14 protein-coding genes, 2 tRNA genes and 1 riboswitch are annotated in these 16,755 nt (G+C 62.5%); of the genes, 4 read left to right on the top strand and 12 right to left on the bottom strand.

Annotated elements, in window-relative coordinates:
* Positions 1-117: 117 nt before the first annotated feature.
* Complete coding sequence (locus tag ACK4FH_RS00680; RefSeq protein WP_409810175.1) at positions 118-1,668, bottom strand: acyl-CoA synthetase; 1,551 nt, start codon at positions 1,666-1,668, stop codon at positions 118-120.
* A 217-nt stretch (positions 1,669-1,885) separates the two neighbouring features.
* Here ACK4FH_RS00680 and ACK4FH_RS00675 point away from each other — a divergent pair, with 217 nt between their 5' ends.
* Positions 1,886-2,083 (top strand): hypothetical protein, encoded by a 198-nt coding sequence (locus ACK4FH_RS00675; RefSeq protein ID WP_409810172.1) that lies wholly within the window; start codon positions 1,886-1,888, stop codon positions 2,081-2,083.
* Between the two features lie 65 nt (positions 2,084-2,148).
* On the opposite strand, the gene ACK4FH_RS00670 is transcribed toward ACK4FH_RS00675, so the two are convergent.
* The 4 genes from ACK4FH_RS00670 to ACK4FH_RS00655 all read right to left on the bottom strand — a co-directional run bounded on the left by ACK4FH_RS00670 (position 2,149) and on the right by ACK4FH_RS00655 (position 6,619).
* Positions 2,149-3,384: a pyridoxal phosphate-dependent decarboxylase family protein gene (locus ACK4FH_RS00670; protein WP_409810169.1), complete on the bottom strand. Its 1,236-nt coding sequence runs from the start codon at positions 3,382-3,384 to the stop codon at positions 2,149-2,151.
* A gap of 52 nt (positions 3,385-3,436) precedes the next feature.
* Complete coding sequence (locus ACK4FH_RS00665; protein WP_409810166.1) at positions 3,437-3,979, bottom strand: YcnI family protein; 543 nt, start codon at positions 3,977-3,979, stop codon at positions 3,437-3,439.
* Positions 3,980-3,991: 12 nt separating this feature from the next.
* A complete protein-coding gene (locus ACK4FH_RS00660; RefSeq protein WP_409810163.1) occupies positions 3,992-6,139 on the bottom strand; it encodes a TonB-dependent receptor family protein in 2,148 nt (715 codons plus the stop codon).
* Positions 6,140-6,223: 84 nt separating this feature from the next.
* Positions 6,224-6,619, bottom strand: a complete 396-nt coding sequence (locus tag ACK4FH_RS00655) for a DUF2946 family protein (protein ID WP_409810160.1) — start codon at positions 6,617-6,619, stop codon at positions 6,224-6,226.
* A gap of 130 nt (positions 6,620-6,749) precedes the next feature.
* Here ACK4FH_RS00655 and ACK4FH_RS00650 point away from each other — a divergent pair, with 130 nt between their 5' ends.
* Complete coding sequence (locus tag ACK4FH_RS00650) at positions 6,750-7,598, top strand: enoyl-CoA hydratase (RefSeq protein WP_409810158.1); 849 nt, start codon at positions 6,750-6,752, stop codon at positions 7,596-7,598.
* A gap of 66 nt (positions 7,599-7,664) precedes the next feature.
* Here the strand turns inward: ACK4FH_RS00650 and ACK4FH_RS00645 are convergent, their stop codons facing one another.
* The 3 genes from ACK4FH_RS00645 to ACK4FH_RS00635 form a co-directional block, all read right to left on the bottom strand.
* Positions 7,665-9,635 (bottom strand): TonB-dependent receptor plug domain-containing protein, encoded by a 1,971-nt coding sequence (locus ACK4FH_RS00645; protein WP_409810155.1) that lies wholly within the window; start codon positions 9,633-9,635, stop codon positions 7,665-7,667.
* Between the two features lie 139 nt (positions 9,636-9,774).
* Positions 9,775-10,012, bottom strand: a riboswitch (cobalamin riboswitch).
* Between the two features lie 34 nt (positions 10,013-10,046).
* Positions 10,047-10,682: a glutathione S-transferase family protein gene (locus ACK4FH_RS00640; protein WP_409810152.1), complete on the bottom strand. Its 636-nt coding sequence runs from the start codon at positions 10,680-10,682 to the stop codon at positions 10,047-10,049.
* Positions 10,683-10,834: 152 nt separating this feature from the next.
* Positions 10,835-10,911 (bottom strand) — tRNA-Pro (locus ACK4FH_RS00635).
* 177 nt (positions 10,912-11,088) lie between these two features.
* On the opposite strand from ACK4FH_RS00635, the gene ACK4FH_RS00630 reads away from it, so the two are divergent.
* Positions 11,089-11,163, top strand: a tRNA-Gln gene (locus ACK4FH_RS00630).
* An 80-nt stretch (positions 11,164-11,243) separates the two neighbouring features.
* Here ACK4FH_RS00630 and csgH read toward each other — a convergent pair.
* Together csgH and ACK4FH_RS00620 are read right to left on the bottom strand one after the other, a co-directional pair.
* Positions 11,244-11,615 (bottom strand): curli-like amyloid fiber formation chaperone CsgH, encoded by a 372-nt coding sequence (gene csgH / locus ACK4FH_RS00625; protein ID WP_409810149.1) that lies wholly within the window; start codon positions 11,613-11,615, stop codon positions 11,244-11,246.
* Between the two features lie 61 nt (positions 11,616-11,676).
* Positions 11,677-12,180, bottom strand: a complete 504-nt coding sequence (locus ACK4FH_RS00620) for a hypothetical protein (RefSeq protein WP_409810146.1) — start codon at positions 12,178-12,180, stop codon at positions 11,677-11,679.
* 286 nt (positions 12,181-12,466) lie between these two features.
* On the opposite strand from ACK4FH_RS00620, the gene ACK4FH_RS00615 reads away from it, so the two are divergent.
* Positions 12,467-12,955: a hypothetical protein gene (locus ACK4FH_RS00615; RefSeq protein ID WP_409810143.1), complete on the top strand. Its 489-nt coding sequence runs from the start codon at positions 12,467-12,469 to the stop codon at positions 12,953-12,955.
* A 15-nt stretch (positions 12,956-12,970) separates the two neighbouring features.
* Here ACK4FH_RS00615 and ACK4FH_RS00610 read toward each other — a convergent pair whose 3' ends face one another.
* Entirely contained in the window at positions 12,971-14,851 is a 1,881-nt protein-coding gene (locus ACK4FH_RS00610; RefSeq protein ID WP_409810140.1) for an ABC transporter ATP-binding protein, read from the bottom strand.
* Positions 14,848-16,638 carry an ABC transporter ATP-binding protein gene (locus ACK4FH_RS00605; RefSeq protein WP_409810137.1) on the bottom strand — a complete coding sequence of 597 codons (1,791 nt, stop codon included), beginning with the start codon at positions 16,636-16,638 and terminating at the stop codon, positions 14,848-14,850. Before ACK4FH_RS00605 ends, ACK4FH_RS00610 begins: the two co-directional genes overlap by 4 nt.
* Between the last annotated feature and the right edge of the window lie 117 nt (positions 16,639-16,755).

Below are 16,755 nucleotides of genomic sequence, written 5' to 3'. Positions count from 1 at the left end.
CCGCCTGAAGGCGGTTCTTGCATCTGGTGAGAATAGAGTATGCTGCGTTGCACAAACTGACAAGATGTCAGTTTAAAAATATTTTGCGACGCAGCATAAATTTGGGATGGGAAGGCCTCAGATTTGCCGCCCGGCCGCCTCCCAATAGGGCTCGCGGAGCTTCCGCTTGAAGATCTTGCCGGAATCCTCTCGCGGCAGATCGGTCTTGAACTCCACCTTTTTCGGCACCTTGTAGCCGGCCACCTTGCCCCGCAGGAAGGCTTTGACGTCTGTCTCCGACAGGCTCGCCCCCGGTTGCGGCTGAACGATGGCGCAGAGGGATTCGCCGAATTCCTCATCCGGGATGCCGAACACAGCGCAGTCGCCGACGCCCGGCATCTTGTGAAGCTCGGCCTCGATCTCGGCCGGATAGATGTTCACGCCGCCAGAGATCACCATGTCCTTGGCGCGGTCGCAGAGATAGAGAAAGCCGTCCTCGTCGAGATAGCCGATATCGCCGAGCGAGATCAGGCCCGCCTTTTCGGCGCGGCGGCGTTTTTCGTCGTCGCCATGATAGGTGAAGTCGGGAATGGTCGAGGTGCGGCAGACGACTTCGCCCGTCGCGCCGCGCGAGAGCTCCTTGCCGTTCCCGTCGATCACCATGACCTTCGCGCCGTCGACTGCCTTGCCGACGGTGCCGGGATGGGCGAGATATTCCTGCGAGTTGCAGAAGACGACGGCGCCGGTTTCCGTCCCGCCGTAATATTCGTTGATGACGGGCCCCCACCACTCGATCATTGCCTGCTTGACGTGAACCGGGCAGGGTGCCGCCGCGTGAACGACGAAGCGGAGCGAGGAGAGATCGTATTTCTTCTTCACCTCCTCCGGCAGCTTCAAAAGCCGCACGAACATGGTCGGCACCATGTGAAGATGCGTGACCTTGTGCTTCTCGATCATCTGCAGAAGTTCTTCCGGATCGAAACGCGGCTGCAGGATCACATTGGCGCCGACGCGGAAGCCGAACAGGCCATAGGCATTGGGTGCGGAGTGATACATCGGCCCGGTGACGACAGTGACCATTTCATGCGGTTCGCCATGCTCGGCATTGAAGCCCATTACCTTGCCGATGATGCTTGCCCAGGCAACTGCCTGCTCCGCCGTCGGCGCGGCGCGGCGAACGCCCTTCGGATGGCCGGTCGTGCCCGACGTATAGATCATCGAGCCGGGGGGCTCGGCGGGGCCTGCCTTGATGGGCTGGAACTTCGAGATCCATTCGCTCCAGTCCACCGTGCCCGCGGGCGCCCTGGCCGCTTCCGCAGATATTCCGTAGGCAGACATGATTTCCGGCGGCGTCGGCACCATGAAGACCGGTACATCCTTCGGGATCGCCTGTTCGATGCCGCGCAGGAGATCGGCATGGATGACGATGGCCTTGGCACCGGAATTCTCGAAGATGTAGCGCGCTTCATCCGGCGAATTGTGCCAGTTGACGGGCGTCGAATAGGCACCGACGAGACCGGCGGCGACGGACGCTTCGAAGAATGGAAAGTCGTTCCTGAGATAGACGGCGACGACATCGCCCGCGCCGATGCCGAGCGACTTGAAACCGCTCGCCGCCCGCGCCGCCCGCAAACCGATTGCCGTGATTTCCTCGGCGCGCGCGCCGGACCTGATCATCGCTCCAGACATCGTCTCCTCCCCAGGTGACAGTTGTTTTGCGGGCGAGTGTAGCAGGCGCCGGGCAACCGCAAACCGGATTCACGGAGGGGCGCTCCGTATTCGATGCTTTCCGCTGCGGCATGGCTGCACCTGCGTATGGAACCGGGCCCGGAGCCGCGCGTTCAACATGGCAACCGGCCGGGCGGCAATAAACCCGGCATTCAGTCACCACAGACGGAGACAGCTGATGTTGCGCAAGACACTCTTCGGTATCGCTCTCATTCTGCCGCTGGCGGGCGGCCTTGCCGCCTGCGACGAGCCCGGCCCTGCCGAACAGGCGGGCGAGGCAATCGACGATGCGGCGGAGTCGATCCGGGATGCCTTCGACGAGCCGGGCCCGGCGGAAGAAGCGGGCCGCGAAATCGACGACGCGTTCGGCAACTGACAGCGTCTCGCGCTGGTAAATGAAACGCCTGCCTCGAGAAGGGGCAGGCGTTTCATTCATCCGGATCAGCTATACCGCGCCTCGCGCTTCTTGCCTTCGTTTCCGGCCTTCACTTCGCCTAGCGCCCATTCGAGATCGGCGAGATAGGTGCCGGTGACGGAATTGTGGAAGGGCGAGAGCATGAGGTGGAGGCCCTTGGGCTCGGTGGTGAGACTTGTGAACCAGCCGCGCTCGAAAAGCTTGCCCCAGATGGCGAAGGGGTCCACCTCGTCATGGGTGAAGGAGACGATGCCGAGCTGAGGACGCCCGAGGACGCGGAAGCCGAGCTTCGCCACGCCCGCCTCGATCGTCTCGCGGGCATCGGTCACTTGGCGGTGCTTCGCGCGGTAGCCTTCCTCGCCAAGAAAATTCATCACCGCCCAGGCTGCGGCGATGGCGCCGCCCGGCCGCGTGCCGGCAAGTGTCGGCGTGACCATGCGCCCCCCCGGCCAGTCCGCGCAGTCGAAGATCATGTGGGCGCGCAGTTCCTCCGAGCGGAAGAGAACGGTTGAGGCGCCCTTGGCGCAATAGCCGTATTTGTGGAGGTCCGCCGACATCGACATGACGCCCGGCACCTCGAAATCGAAAGGCGGCACGTCGCCGCCATTCATCCGCACGAAGGGTGCGATATAGCCGCCGACACAGGCATCGACATGGAGCCAGAGCCCGCGCTTCGCAGCCATCTCGCCGAGCGCCCCGATCGGATCGATGAGGCCATAGGGAAAGCAGGGTGCGGAGCCCACGATCATGATGGTGTTGGCGTCCGCCGCCTTTTCCATCGCAGCCACATCGGCAAGGAGATCGGCGCAGGCGACGCGGCGCATCTCGACTTCCATGACCTTCGCCGCCTTGTCGAAAGCGGGGTGCGCCGACCAGGGCGCGACGATGTTGCAGGTCCCGGTCACGCCCTTCACCTTGCGCGCATAATCGCGCGCCGTCTTGACGGCCATGGTGATGGAGTCGGTGCCGCCGGAAGTGATGTTACCCACCGAGCCTTCGGGTCCGTGAAGCAGGCCGAGGCCCATCGACACGACCTCGTCCTCCATCTGCTTCAGGCTCGGAAAGGCCATCGGTCCAAGGCCATTTTCCGACATGAACATCGTGTAGGCCTCTTTCTGGACCTCTGCGACATCTGGCCCGGCATTGAAGACATAGACGGCGGTCTTGCCTTCGCGCCATTTGACGTCAAGGGCGCCGCGCGCCTCCATCTCGCCTTTCAGCTTGCCCCATTCGGTGCCTTTTTTCGGCAGCGTCGTGCCCATGCCGTCCCTCCTGTCATTCGTTCAGGAGAGACTAGCAGGGCGGCGCGGCGCATCAATGGTGATGATGCCCGCCATCCTCGCCGCCATGCGTGAGATGCAGCATGGGTGCGGGGCGGGGCAGGCGCTCGCCGGAGCCGGGAACGGGAAGCTGGTCCCAGGCGATGGAACCCTCTTCGCAGCTCTGCACCACGGGGAAGAAGATCATCATGATCTCCGGGTCGTCCGGCAGCTTCGTCATGAAGGCAAATTCGTCGAACATGTCGTCGGCGAGCGGGCCGCCTTCCCATGTGACGCGGACGACGCCCTCCGTCACGGTCTTGCCGTGGAGCATGTAGCTCTTCTTGTAGGCCGCTTTCTCGGTCTTCACCGTCCAGCCATGCTTGGGCTGCGGCTTCACGGCGATCACGCCTTCGGGAATGGCGATCGAGATGGACGTGGTGGGCGACCCGTCGCAGCCATGCGGCACGCGGAAAGTCGCCTTGAAATAGCTGCCCGCCGGGGCCTGCTCCTGATCGAGCACGACATGGGCGGAGGCGGGGAGGGCGGCCGCCGCGAAAATCGCGGCAGCGCCGATGACGGCAAGAAGATGTTTCATCGTTTCATGTCCTCAGAATGAAATTCGCACCCCGGCAAAGACGCTGCGGCCCTCGCCCGGATAGAAGATGTTGGTGGCGACCGCCGTGGCATCGGTGATCGCGGTGTAGGTGGAGATGTAGTTCCTGTCCGTCAGGTTGCGCGCATCGACGAAGAGACGCACGCCCTTCGTCAGATCGACGCCGCCGTCGATGCCGATGATCGTGTAGCCCGGCACCTTGAGCCTGTTCGCATAGTCGGCATAGCCGCCATCCTTCACCCATTCGATTTTCGGCGCGATGTCCCAGCCAAGACCGTTCGGCGCGGGCGATCTGTAGCGGATCGCCGCGACATAGACATGGGGCGGCATACCGGCGAGCTTGTTGCCGCCATAGACCGCATCGCCCTCGAAATGGAAATCGCTGTAGGTATAGGCCTGCTCGAGCAGCAGGCGGCTCCCTTCAGGCAAGGCGGCCGAGAGACCGACGGCGCCGAGATCGAGCGTCAGCGATGCCTCGATGCCCTGATGGACGGTCCTGTCCGCATTGAAGGTGGAAGCGGGGATGCCGCCGCCGACGGTGAAGTTCACCAGCTCGCCTTTCACCCGCGCATGATAGAGCGCGACATCCCAGGCGAGCCTGTCCGTTGCGCCGCGCGTGCCAACTTCATAGGTGACGGCGCGCTGCGGATCGAGCGGCACGAACTGGAAAACGGTGGCCTGCACAAGCTCGGAGAAGGTCGGCGGCTCATAGCTGCGGGTGACATTCGCATAGAGCTGCGCATTGTCCGTCACGTCCCACAATATGCCGGCCTTGGGGCTCATGGAGGAGTAGTCCGTCGCGTCGCTCTGCGCCGGCACGAGATCGTTCGTGAACTTGCGATAGGAATGGATCGCTTGCAGACCGCCAACCAGCGCCACATCGTCAAGCGCATAGAACTGATTTTCTGCATAGAGGCGGGCATTGGTGGAGCTTTGCACGCTGCTCGCCGTGAGCGCGCCGCGCGAGCCTGCAATGTTCACGAAACGCTTTGCATCGACCTCGCCCCAGGAGAGATCGCCGCCCACCGTCAGAATATTGCGGTGCCCGGCAATCGTGCTCTCGTCCCGGTAGCGCGTGAAAAGGCCGGCGAGAGGGCCGCGCTGGTCGATTACCTGAAAGATCGGATGATAGAGCCGCTTGTAGCCCGCATAGCCGCCAAATTCGACAAGCCCGCCATTGTCGAGCTTGACTGCCGTTCTGTTGGCAAAGCGGATCGAGCGGACATTGCGCTGCTGATGCTGGATGACATTGATGGGCGCCGCCATCTCCGGCGTATCGAGCGCCTGTTGCAGCGTGAGCGTGCCCGGCAATTCCTGATCGACGATATTGGACAGGACATAGAAGCGCGTTTCCGCCCGCTCGTTGAAGCGGTGGCCGATATTGCCGGAAAAGCGGATGCTCTCCTCCTTCTCATGGTCGCGGAACCCGTCCACCTGATTGGCGCTCAGCGCAGCGAAGGCATCGGTCTTGTCGTAGATGCGCGCCGCCTGCATGTGGACGCGGTAGGTATCGAAGCTGCCGCCTTCGAGCCGGACAAGATTGGGCGCATCCGCCGAATAGGCTGTCGGCATGACGAAGTTGATCGCGCCGCCAAGCGAGGACGAACCAAAGCGCAGGCCATTGCCGCCCTTGTAAACCTCGATGTGCTGGGCGATCAGCGGATCGACTTCCTGAAAATCGGCAGAGCCGTCGGCGAGATTGAAGGGAACGCCGTCCTGCATCAGTTCGAGGCCGCGCATATGGAAGCCGCGTGAAAGCCCCGAGCCGCGCACCGAGAGACGAACCTCCGCGCCATACCGCTTGCGCGCGAATACGCCCGGCGTGAAATCCATCACATCTTCGATGTTGTGGGCGTATGTGTCCTGGTACTTCGCGGCCGGAACGACGCTGACGGCGCCGGGTGTGCGGGCCATCTCGCGCTGCGTCTGAACGACGCTCGGCACGGTGAGCGTGCCCGGCCGTTCGGGCAGGGCGGGAAGGCCCGAAAGCGGGTTCGTCTCGCGCTCGAATTTCTTCGGGTAGATGTCGATTTCAAGCATATTGCCTTCGGTCTCGTTCTCCGCCGCATGGGCCATGAAGGACAAGGGAAGGACGAAGCACAACGCGGCCGCGCTGCGCATCAGGGATGCACGGAAACTCATATTGCTGCTCCAGACAGGGATGTACCCACTCGCGGCGCGCGCGGCGGGCATCGTTATCGATCGACGAAAGTCAGGTCTGCTGGATCAGGCTGGCGGGCCGCGGGGATGCGTGCTGCCCGTATGGGCTTCGATGAGTGCCGTCTGACCGGCAACAACAGGCAGCGGCAATGTCCAATGCAGGACGGGCAGCGCAGCAAGCGCCGACAGAATGGCACCGCCGCAATGATGGATGCAGGAGGTGCAGTCATGGACCGCCTTGGCCGGTGCATGTTCGACCGGCTTGCCATCGGCATCGATATAGACCGTCTTCCACTCGCCGCCCGAACAGATGACGGTTTCGAACAGGCCATCGGCGGCGGCGGAGGAAAGCTGCGCCGAAAGCGGCGTGGCGAGGTGAAGGAAGATCGCCAGAAAGGCAAGAAGCTGCGCCGCACCGATGCGCTGCCGGGCCCCAAAGCCATATGTCGAGATCGTCCCCATGATTTGCAGTCTACGCCTGGACGGGGCGGGGCGCCATTGCCATGTGAAGCGGGCCAGGCGCAGTTTGTCGCAGAGGTCTTCCCTTTCTGCCTATACTGGCCCCAAAGGGAACCTGAAAAGGGAGGATGAAATGGCCGGATATGAAGACCTGCTGTACGAAGTGAAGGGCCGGGTGGCCGTGCTGACGCTGAACCGGCCGGACAAGCTCAATGCCTGGACGGCGGCCATGGAGCGCAGCGTCAAAAAGGCGATGGCTGCCGCCGTCGCGGACGACAAGGTACGCGCGATCGTGGTGACGGGGGCCGGGCGCGGCTTCTGCGCCGGGGCGGATATGGGGCTCCTGCAGCAGATCAAGCCTGAGACATGGGAAGACCGCGAGTTGGCCGCCGCCGCGCGCGAGGAAAAGTTCGATTTCCAAAGCGGCCTTGGCCCCGATGTGAGCCCGCATTATGGCGGCCGCTTCGGCTATCTGATGCAGGTGAAGAAACCAATCATCGCCGCGATCAACGGTCCGGCGGCGGGCCTGGGCCTTGTTTTCGCACTTTATGCCGATATCCGTTTCGCAGGCTCGGAGGCAAAGTTCACGACCGCCTTTGCGAGCCGCGGTCTCATTGCCGAACATGGCATTTCCTGGCTGCTGCCGCAGCTGGTCGGCCCCGCCCATGCGCTCGATCTCCTGATGTCGGCGCGCAAGGTGATGGCGGATGAGGCGGAGCGCATGGGCCTCGTCAACAAGACCTTCCCGCAGGAAAACTTCATGGCGAATGTCATGGATTATGCGTCGATGCTGGCCGAAACCGTCTCGCCGCGCTCCATGGCGGTTATGAAGGCGCAGGTCTGGAAGGCGGCCTTCCAGAGTTTCGACGAGGCGCTGGCCATCGGCGACAGTGAAATGCAGAAGAGCTTTGCGAGCGAAGACTTCAAGGAAGGCGTCGCCCATTTCGTCGAAAAGCGGACGGCGAATTTCACCGGCCGGTAGTCGCATCGGCTGCAGAAACGAAAAGGCGCGGGATTGCTCCCGCGCCTTTCTTTTTTGCACTGCTTTTCAGAAGGAGAAGGTCACACCCGCCAGCGCCTCGATGCCAGGCGCCTCGAAGCCGTGGATCGGCTCATACCGCTTGTCGAGCATGTTGTTCACCGCCGCCGTGAGCTTGACGCTGTCGCTGAGCTTGTGCGACGCGGCGATGTTCACGACCGTATAGGGCGCGGGGTAGATATAGAATCCGAAGCCGTCGCGCGGGATGTCACGGTACGGGTCGATCCACTGCGCATTGGCAGAGAAGACCGTTCCAGCCCACGGCTCGTAGCTCGTGGTGAGGCCGATCTTGTGCCGCGGGCGTCGCGTCATGGTGTTGGTGAAGACATCGGCATCCACGATCGTCCATGTGTAGTCGATGCGCGCCGTCAGCCGGTCGAGGGGATTGATCTCGACAAAGGCTTCGATACCTTTCGCCTTGAACTCCTCGATATTGACCGCCGTCGAGTCGAAGCCGATGAATACGATGGCAACGGCGTCTTTCAATTCCGTCTCGAACCATGTGGCGCCGGCAAGCGCCTTTCCGCTGAAGAGGCCCTGTTCGATGCCCGCTTCCCAGCCCTTGCTCTTCTCGGGCCGGAGGTTCGGATTGCCGATATAGAAATTGCCGAAATTGTTGGGATCGAAACCGAACCGCTGATAGAGCGAGGGAACCTTGAAGCCTGTGCCGTAGGAAACGGTGAGGCGCGTATCCGTTTCCGGGTGGTAGTAGCCCGGCGCGATCGTAAAGGAGAAGCGGTTATCGTGATCCTCCGGAACGTCGTAGCGTGTGCTTACCGTGGCGAAGAAGCGCTCGCCGAACGTCATGTGATCGGCAAGATAGACAGCGGTGTTTTTGGTGTCTGCCTCGGAATTGAGCGTGATGATGAAACCGTTGAAATCGCGGAATCCGTTCGACTCGAATTTGTCGATCATATGCGACACGCCGAAGGTGAGGCGATGCGACGGATGAATGTCGAGCGCATTGTCGAAACTTGCCGTCAGCGTCTTGCCGACATTCTCGGTGATGATCAGATTGACCGAGCCGCCCGCATCCGGGAAGTCGGATGAATCCGTTCCCTGCCGCGTATAACCGAGCGAAATCTTCGGCCGCCACTTGTTGCCGTAGAAGCTGCCGGAAATGTCGCCCGAGACAAAAAGGCGCTTCATCTCGAAAATGCTGTCGTAGTTCTGATAGGTGTCGACGAAGGCGGCAGTGGAACCGTTATCATCGGTATCCGTTTCCGAATTCGAGTATTGAACGAAGAACGATGCGGCCAGATTTTCGTTCAGCTTTTTTCCAAGGCTGCCGGATGCGGAAACGAGTTCGCTGCCGTCCTTTTCACCGCCCATGCCGCCATGAAGGCGTGACGGCGTGATATCGTTGCCATTCGTCGCCTCGCGGCCAAGCGACAGGAAATAATCGGTATCGCCGAAGCTGCCGCCCGTGCTCGCATAGGTGTTGAGCGTGCCAAGCGTGCCGCCTTCGACGCGCAGCGTGGAGCGCGGATCGCCGCCGCCGCGCTTCGTGATGATGTTGATGACGCCGCCGACAGCCTGGCTGCCGTAAAGCGCAGATTGCGGCCCGCGCACCACCTCGATGCGATCGATATTGTCGAGTGGGACGCTAGCGAGATTGGCCGCCCCGCCCGGCGAGGATGGATCGTTCACCGCAAGCCCGTTCACCGTCACCAGCGTCTGGTTTGAATTCGCGCCGCGCGTGAAGACGGAGGTGAGCGTGCCGCGTGCGCCCGATTCCACGATGTGAAGGCCCGGCACGGAGCGCAGCGCGTCGGTCACGTCGCGATACTGGAACTTCTCGATCTCCTTAGCTGTGATGATCGTGTAGCTCGACGCCGCTTCCTTGGTCGGGATTGGTTCGACGCCTGCGGAAATCAGAAGTTCCGGTGTTGTGATTTCAGTCTCTTCCGCCTGCGCGGGTGCGGAGGCATATGCCGCCAATGTAAGGGCCGCAATCGCGCCCCAGCCTGTCCTGTTCATTGAAATTCAGGTCCTGTCTCTCATGCGCGGCCACCCCGGCCGCATGGCGCCGGACGCGGGAGAAACGGACATGGAAACGGATCGCCCGAGGCGCACGTAGCCCAGAGGCAGGCCGTCCCCCTGGCAGACCCCGGCCACGGCAGATGACGTACCCGGTGGCAGGTCTCCTGGCTTGCGGGTCATCGGCTTCGTTCCGTCTTCCCGGGATGCCAGCCCTTGGGGGACCTGTGCAGCCAGTGACGTATGTGGAACGGAGCCTCGCCGCTTACAGTTGCGGGGGCAGCCAGGGAATCGGCGTCAGACGCCTCACCCTGTTCCCTCTTGCCTCCTGACGCGGCCTAGCGGCAACGCCCGGAACCATCGAGTGGCGCGCATCATAGGAACAATGACGCCCCTGTCAAATTCGCCGTTTTACGCTTTGGCGCTCGACCGGGCCGACATGGCGGAGTGCCAGCGCAGCAGATCGGCATGTTCGGGCTTCGGCTCATGCTTCACCCATTTCGCAAAATCGATGCAGACGAGTGCCGTGATGTCGGCCAGCGAGAAACGGTCGATGGCGATGAAATCGCGGCCTTTGAGGCGCCCGTTCAGCATCTCGAAGAATTGCTTGAGGCGGACCGAGCCGCGCTCGGCAAGGGCGGGGATCTGTTCGAAATCGAGCGGACCCGGCAGCGCGCGCCCGGCCATGCCCTTCGAGGTGTTCCGCAGAATTTCTGCAATCGGCATGAAGCCCTCGAATTCGATGCGCGCGTTCCAGGACAGCACGAGACCTTTTTCTTCCGGTGTCGAACCGAGAAGCGCAGGCTCCGGCTTCACGGCATCCGCCCAGGCGGCGATGCCGATATTCTCGGTGAGGATCGTGCCGCTGTCGAGTTTCAGCGCCGGCACGGTACAAGCGGGATTGATCGAACGGTAGGCCTCGCTCAGCTGCTCGCCGCGCGCCAGATCGATCTGCACGGTCTCATGCGCGATGCCCTTTTCCGCGAGCAGGATGCGCGCGCGGCGCGGGCTCGGCGCAAGGGCGAAGTCGTAGAGAATGGGAGCCATGACGCTTCCTCGGTCATTTGTAACGGGGCTGGTCCGCCTTTTGCGGGTTTTGGCGGGATCGTAGCCAAAAGAGGCCGGGCATGTCCAAGCGCCGGAAAAGAGGAAGGCTCCCGCGCCATGAAGCGCCGGGAGCCTTTTTCCGTTTTCGAACCTGGTCGGAGTGGCAGGATTCGAACCTGCGACCCCCTCGTCCCGAACGAGGTGCGCTACCAGACTGCGCCACACTCCGTGCCGGTTCGAAGGCGGCGTTATAGCCGCCAAACCCACAGCCCGCAAGCGCGATCCCGAACGATTCCGGGCCTTTCGGGCGGCTTTCCGTGAGGGTAGCGCCGGTTGCGCCCCCCGGTCGATGCCGGTATGTTCCGCCCCGCTTCGCGAGCCCTGCCGAAAGGGCCATTGCGCCTGCTGGGGCGTAGCCAAGTGGTAAGGCAGCGGATTTTGATTCCGCCATTCGGAGGTTCGAACCCTCCCGCCCCAGCCAGATATCACACCTGCCGGACAAGCGAACGCCGCCGAACCCGAAGTCCGGCGGCGGCTCGATTTGCCGGTCGGTTCCGGCGTTCAGAATTCGCAACGATAGGGGCCAGAGGCGCTGTTGATCGTCATGACGGCGCTGTAGCGGTCGCGGGGACCGCGGTTCACTTCCGTGACCGAGACGACGGCATCGCCGTCCGGGCCGATTTCATAGTCGCCGCCCTGCGAAACATTCGATGTGCCGCCGGGGCCGGAGCGCACCATCGACACCTGATAGCTGCCATAAGCCCCCGGTGCGCCATAGACGACGCTTTCGAGACGCAGCACGCCGCCCGGCAAGTCGAAGGCCCGGATTTCACATTCCTCGTAAGGCGCCGCCGGCAGGGGCGGGGAAGCGATCGCTGCCGCGCAGCCGAAGAGAAGGGGTACGCACACCAGCGATGTAAGTTTCATGCTCATGGGTCTGCTCCCGTTTCGAGGCGCGGGAGGCAGCGGGATGCTGCCTCCCGTCGATGACCTGTTAGTAGCCGCCCTGGATGACGACCGAGGTATTGCCGTGGCCGGTCTGGACGGTGTTGGCCTTCTGGCCATTGCCGACCTGAATGGTCGCGGCGGTGTTGTTCGTGCCGAGCTGATCGGTCGTCGCCGTGTGGTTGGAGCCGATCTGCGCGATGCCCGACGTGTTGTTGCGGCCGGTCTGGATCGTCGTCGCCGTGTGATTGCGGCCTTCCTGACCCGTCACCGCGTAGTTGTTGCGGCCATACTGGTCGGTCAGCGCCGAGTTCCGGTTGCCGATCTGCTGCTGATAGAGGTAGTTCCACTGGCCCTGCTGCACGGCCTTGGAGCTGTTGCGGTTGCCGGCCGTGTCGATCACGCCCTTGTTGTTGTAGCCGTTCTGCGTGTAGACGCCGGTGTTGAACTTGCCGCTCTGATAGACCGAAGCCGAGTTGCCGGCATTGGCGCCGGTGATACCGGCGGCGAGCAGGGCTGCGATGGCGCTCGAGGCGATAAGGAACTTCTTCATGGTGCAATCTCCTGGTTGGGACCGTCCGGTATGGCGCGTCCTGTTGACGATGCCTTTTTATCGGGGGGTGCCTGAGTGCAGCCTGAAGCGCGTATTCATTTTTCGTTCACCAGAGAATTTTTTGAAAAATTCCGGCGCTGTATGAACAGAGATGAATCACGCGCGCGATTATCAGGCGAAGCTGAACGCATGATGAATGGCGGCTTCAGCGGGCGGTCAATGGAAACGGCATAAAAAGACATCCAATGCGTTCGCCTGAGAACGCCGACATCGCAGGAGAAGGACGATGAAAAAGCCGATAGCAGCCATTGCCGCGACGATGCTCTCCCTCGTGCTCGCAGCGCCTTCATGGGCGGGCAGCAGCGCCACCGTCGACCAGGTGGGCGACGGGAGCTATACGCTCGTCGTGCAGAACCGGCACGGCACCAAGGTGACGACCGCACAGGTCGGCACGGTGCAGCACTATCAGGCCAAGCAGGCCGAAAAGGTTGCCGTGCTGAGCACGACTCGGGCGCCGCAGCCGGTTGGCGTCAAGTTCAGCGGATCGCGCAGCGGCTGCCCGGTCGGAAGCTTCGTCTATCCAGCGCTCGGCGGCGGCCTGCTGCGGGGTGCAAACAGCGCCAGCGTTGTTCAGGCCGGTATGAACAACACCGCGATCGCCAATCAATCCGGCGACAACAATCGCTCGCGCATCATCCAGCAGGGCAACAACCACTACGCCGCGACCAACCAGACCGGAAACAACAACAGCGCCACCGTCATCCAGAAGTGCTGAAGCCGCGGCGGCGCATCAATGCGCCGCCGTATCCTGTACCTGCAGTTCATAGAGCGTCTTGTAGAGACCGCCTGCTGTGATGAGTTCTATGTGCGAGCCCACTTCCCGCACCTCGCCGCCGGACAGCACGACGATGCGATTTGCCTCGCGGATCGTCTGAAGCCGGTGAGCAATGATGATCGAGGTGCGGCCCGCCGTCACTTTCGCCAGGGCGTCCTGAATGATGAGTTCGGTTTCCGTGTCGATGCTTGCCGTTGCCTCGTCGAGAATGAGAATATCAGGGTTCATGGCCAGCACACGCGCAAAGGCGAGAAGCTGGCGCTGGCCGTGGCTCAGATTGCGTCCGCGCTCGGTCAGCACCGTGTCATAACCCTGCGGCAGCATGCGAATGAAGGGATCGGCATGAACGAGGCGGGCGGCTTCCCGCGCCGCCTCGCGCGAGATTGCCGGATTTCCGAGAATGATGTTGTCGTAGACCGTGCCCGAAAATATGTGGAAATCCTGCAGCACCACGCCGATGCGCTGGCGAATCTCGGACGGCGCCACATCCATGATGTCCACACCGTCGATCAGGATTGAATTGCGAGGCACATCATAGAAGCGGCAGAGAAGGCGGATGAGGCTTGTTTTGCCCGAGCCGGTAGGGCCGACGATCGCAACCTTCTCTCCGGGCTTTATATCGAAGCTCACATCCTTGAGGATCACTGTCTCCGGTGTATAGCCGAAGGTGAGATGGTTGAAGACGACATGGCCCGCGCCGGACTTCGGCAGGGGCTTCGGCTCGGCAGGAATTTCGAGTTTTTCGTCCCAGTCGAGCGCCTGGAATATGCGCTCGCAGCTCGCCATTGCGCGGAAGACGACGTTCCATTGTTCGCCCATTGCCACGATGGGGCGGAACATCATGTCGGCGAATTGCGCAAAGAGGATCACGCTGCCAAGCGTTGCCGCGCCTTCGAAGACATGCTGGCCGCCGAACCAGACGATGGCGGCAAGGGCGAGGAAGGCCATGCTGTCCATTGCAGGGCCGTAATAGGATTCGATGCGGACGGCCTTGTTTTCCTCGACCCGGTTTTCCTCGTTGATGCCGGTATACCGCTGATAGTTGATCTCCTCGCGGCCATAAAGCTGCACCACCTCGATACCGGAAAGATTTTCCTGCAGGTTCTCGTTGAGCCGCGACATGGTGGAGCGGATATTGCGGTAGACCTGTCGCGAGACCATGCGAAATACCCATGTCGCCAGCGCTGCGACCGGCAGCAGCACCATGAGTTCGAGCGTCAGCGCCGGGTTGAGCGCGAACATGACCGTGACGGCGACGAAGAAGGGCACGAATTCGCCGAGCAGAACGCCGAAACCCGCCAGCAATTCGAACAGCGTCTCGATGTCGTTGGTAAGCCGCGTCATCACGCGGCCGACGGCGACCCGGTCATAGAAGCTCGACGGCAGTTTCTCGAGATGCGCGAAAAGATCGCGGCGCAGGTCGCGCAAGCCGTTGAGCACCGTGCGCGCCAGCATGATGCGGAACCCATGCCCGAAGATGGCCCAGAGCACGGTCCAGAGCGCGAACAGCATGCAGGCCGAAAGAATCGGATGGATTTCGAGTGAGGTGGCGAGAGCGTAGTTGAGCGCCTTCTGGCCGAAATCGGGCGCCTCCTCGCCAGAGGCGGGCAGCAGGATGCCGTCCACCACCACGCGGCTGATGACGACCGGCGCAAGCACGGCAAAGCTCGCCGCCAGTAGAACGAAACCGAGCGCAATGAGGCCTTGCCGCCTGTAGGGCCGCATCCATGCGAGCAGGCGGACGAGCAGCCCGAAATCGAAGCCGCGCGTTTCGATGTCGGCATCGAAAACGGCGTAGTCGCGCTTCCCTCTTTTTCCGGGTGTCGGCTCGCTCATGCGCCACCCCCGCTTTCCTGCTCAAGCGCCTGTTGCAATTCGTTGCGACGCCCTTGCTGGCGTTCCAGCGTGGCGTATAGTCCGTCGCGCTCGATCAGCTCCTTGTGCGTACCGGTCTCGGCGATGCGGCCTTCGTCCAGCACGATGATCCGGTCGGCATGGCGCGCTGTCGAGACGCGATGCGACACCATGATTGTGGTGCGGCCGCCGCGAAGCTCCTTCAGGCGAGAGAGGATGAACTCTTCCGTCTCCGTGTCCACGGAGGAGAAGCAATCGTCGAGCAGCAGCACGGGCGTCTCGCGGATAAGGCCGCGGGCCAGGCTGGCGCGCTGCTTCTGGCCGCCGGAGAGCGTCACGCCGCGCTCGCCCACCAGCGTTTCAAGCCGGTCCGGCAGGCGGCGGATCGTGGTTTCGAGATCGGCGCTTTCCGCCGCGCGCCAGACTTCATCGGTCGCGCGGTCGGGATTGTCGTAGGAAATATTCTGCGCGATATGGGTCGCAAAGAGGAACGGATCCTGCGGCACCATTGCGATCTGTCCGCGCACCTGCGCCACCGGCAGCATGCGGATGTCGCGCCCGTCGAGATAGATGGAGCCGGGCGGCGGATCAAGCAGACGCACGATGAGGCGGAGCAGGGTCGACTTGCCGGAGCCGACACGGCCTAGCAGGGCGATCATCTCGCCTTTCCTTATTTCCAGCGACACATCCTTGAGCGCCGGCCAGCCTTCGCCTTTCTGCGCGGGATGGGTGTAGGAGAGATGGTGAACGGTGAGCGCGCCGCCGATCGTATCGAGCGGGGCGGCGTCCGGCGCGTCGCGGATTTCCGGCTCGTGATCGAGAATTTCGTAGATTCGCGCCGCCGCCGAGCCGCCGCGCTGGAACAGCGTTACCATAATGCCGCCTTCGCGGATCGGCGCGAGCATCATGCTGAGATAGAAGAGGAAGGCCGTGAAGGTGCCGAGCGTCATCGAGCCTTCAAGCACCTGCATGCCGCCATAGCCGACCACGACCAGCGTGGTGAAGCCGGTGGCGACCAGCATGGCCGAGGTAAGGCCCGAATTGAGCGACATCAGCCGGTAGTAGTCCTTGGCATAGCGGTCGGACGCCTGTTCGAAGCGCGCCGTCTCGCGGTCTTCCTGCGCATGGGTCTGGATGGTGCGGATGCCGTTCAGGTTTTCCTGCACCTGCGAGGAAAGATTGGAGAAGCCCTCCTGCACCAGCGTCGACTGATCGAAGATGCGCTTGGCGATGACCCAGCCGATGACCGCAAAGACGGGCAACGCCGGGACCAGCAGCAGCGTCAGCATGGGCGACTGGGTGAACATGAAGATGAAGGCGATGATCCCGGAAAAGCCCAGCACGAAGAGAAGCCGGGTGCCCATGCCGATAAGCTGGCGGATCAGCATGATGTCGTTGATCGCCCGCGCCATCAGGTCGCCGGTCGTGAATTTCGAGAAGAATGCCGGGCCTTGCAGTTCGAGGTGCCAGTAGAGCCGTTGGCGAAGCTCGAAGGCGGCATCGACGCCGACCTCGCGCACGAAGCGGCGCCCCGCATTGAAGGCGGCATAGCGCAGTACCATCAGCCCGAGAATCGCAAGCGCAGGCATTGCCAGCCGCATGTCGCCCGCCGCGATTCGATCGATGCCGAGTTTCAGGAAAAGCGGCATGAAGGCTTCGAGGAGGCGTCCCGCATTGATGAGCGACATGCCGCCCCAGAAACGCCATTTGTGCTTCTGGACAAGCGGCACCAGCCGCCAAAGCGGGTGTCCATGGACTTGTCGATCCACTGGCGGCCTGCGCGATTCCACGGGGGAACATCCGCTATTCGGCGAGGGGCGGTCCCGCGCCACGATGATGCCGGCGCCCCGCTCGCCACCCGAAGATGGGAAAGGGGCTGTGCTTCC

The organism is Parvibaculum sp., assembly GCF_046297875.1.
Taxonomy (GTDB): Bacteria; Pseudomonadota; Alphaproteobacteria; order Parvibaculales; family Parvibaculaceae; genus Parvibaculum.
The sequence above is the reverse complement of the archived record's forward strand: the minus strand, read 5'-3'. Positions and strand labels throughout refer to the sequence as shown.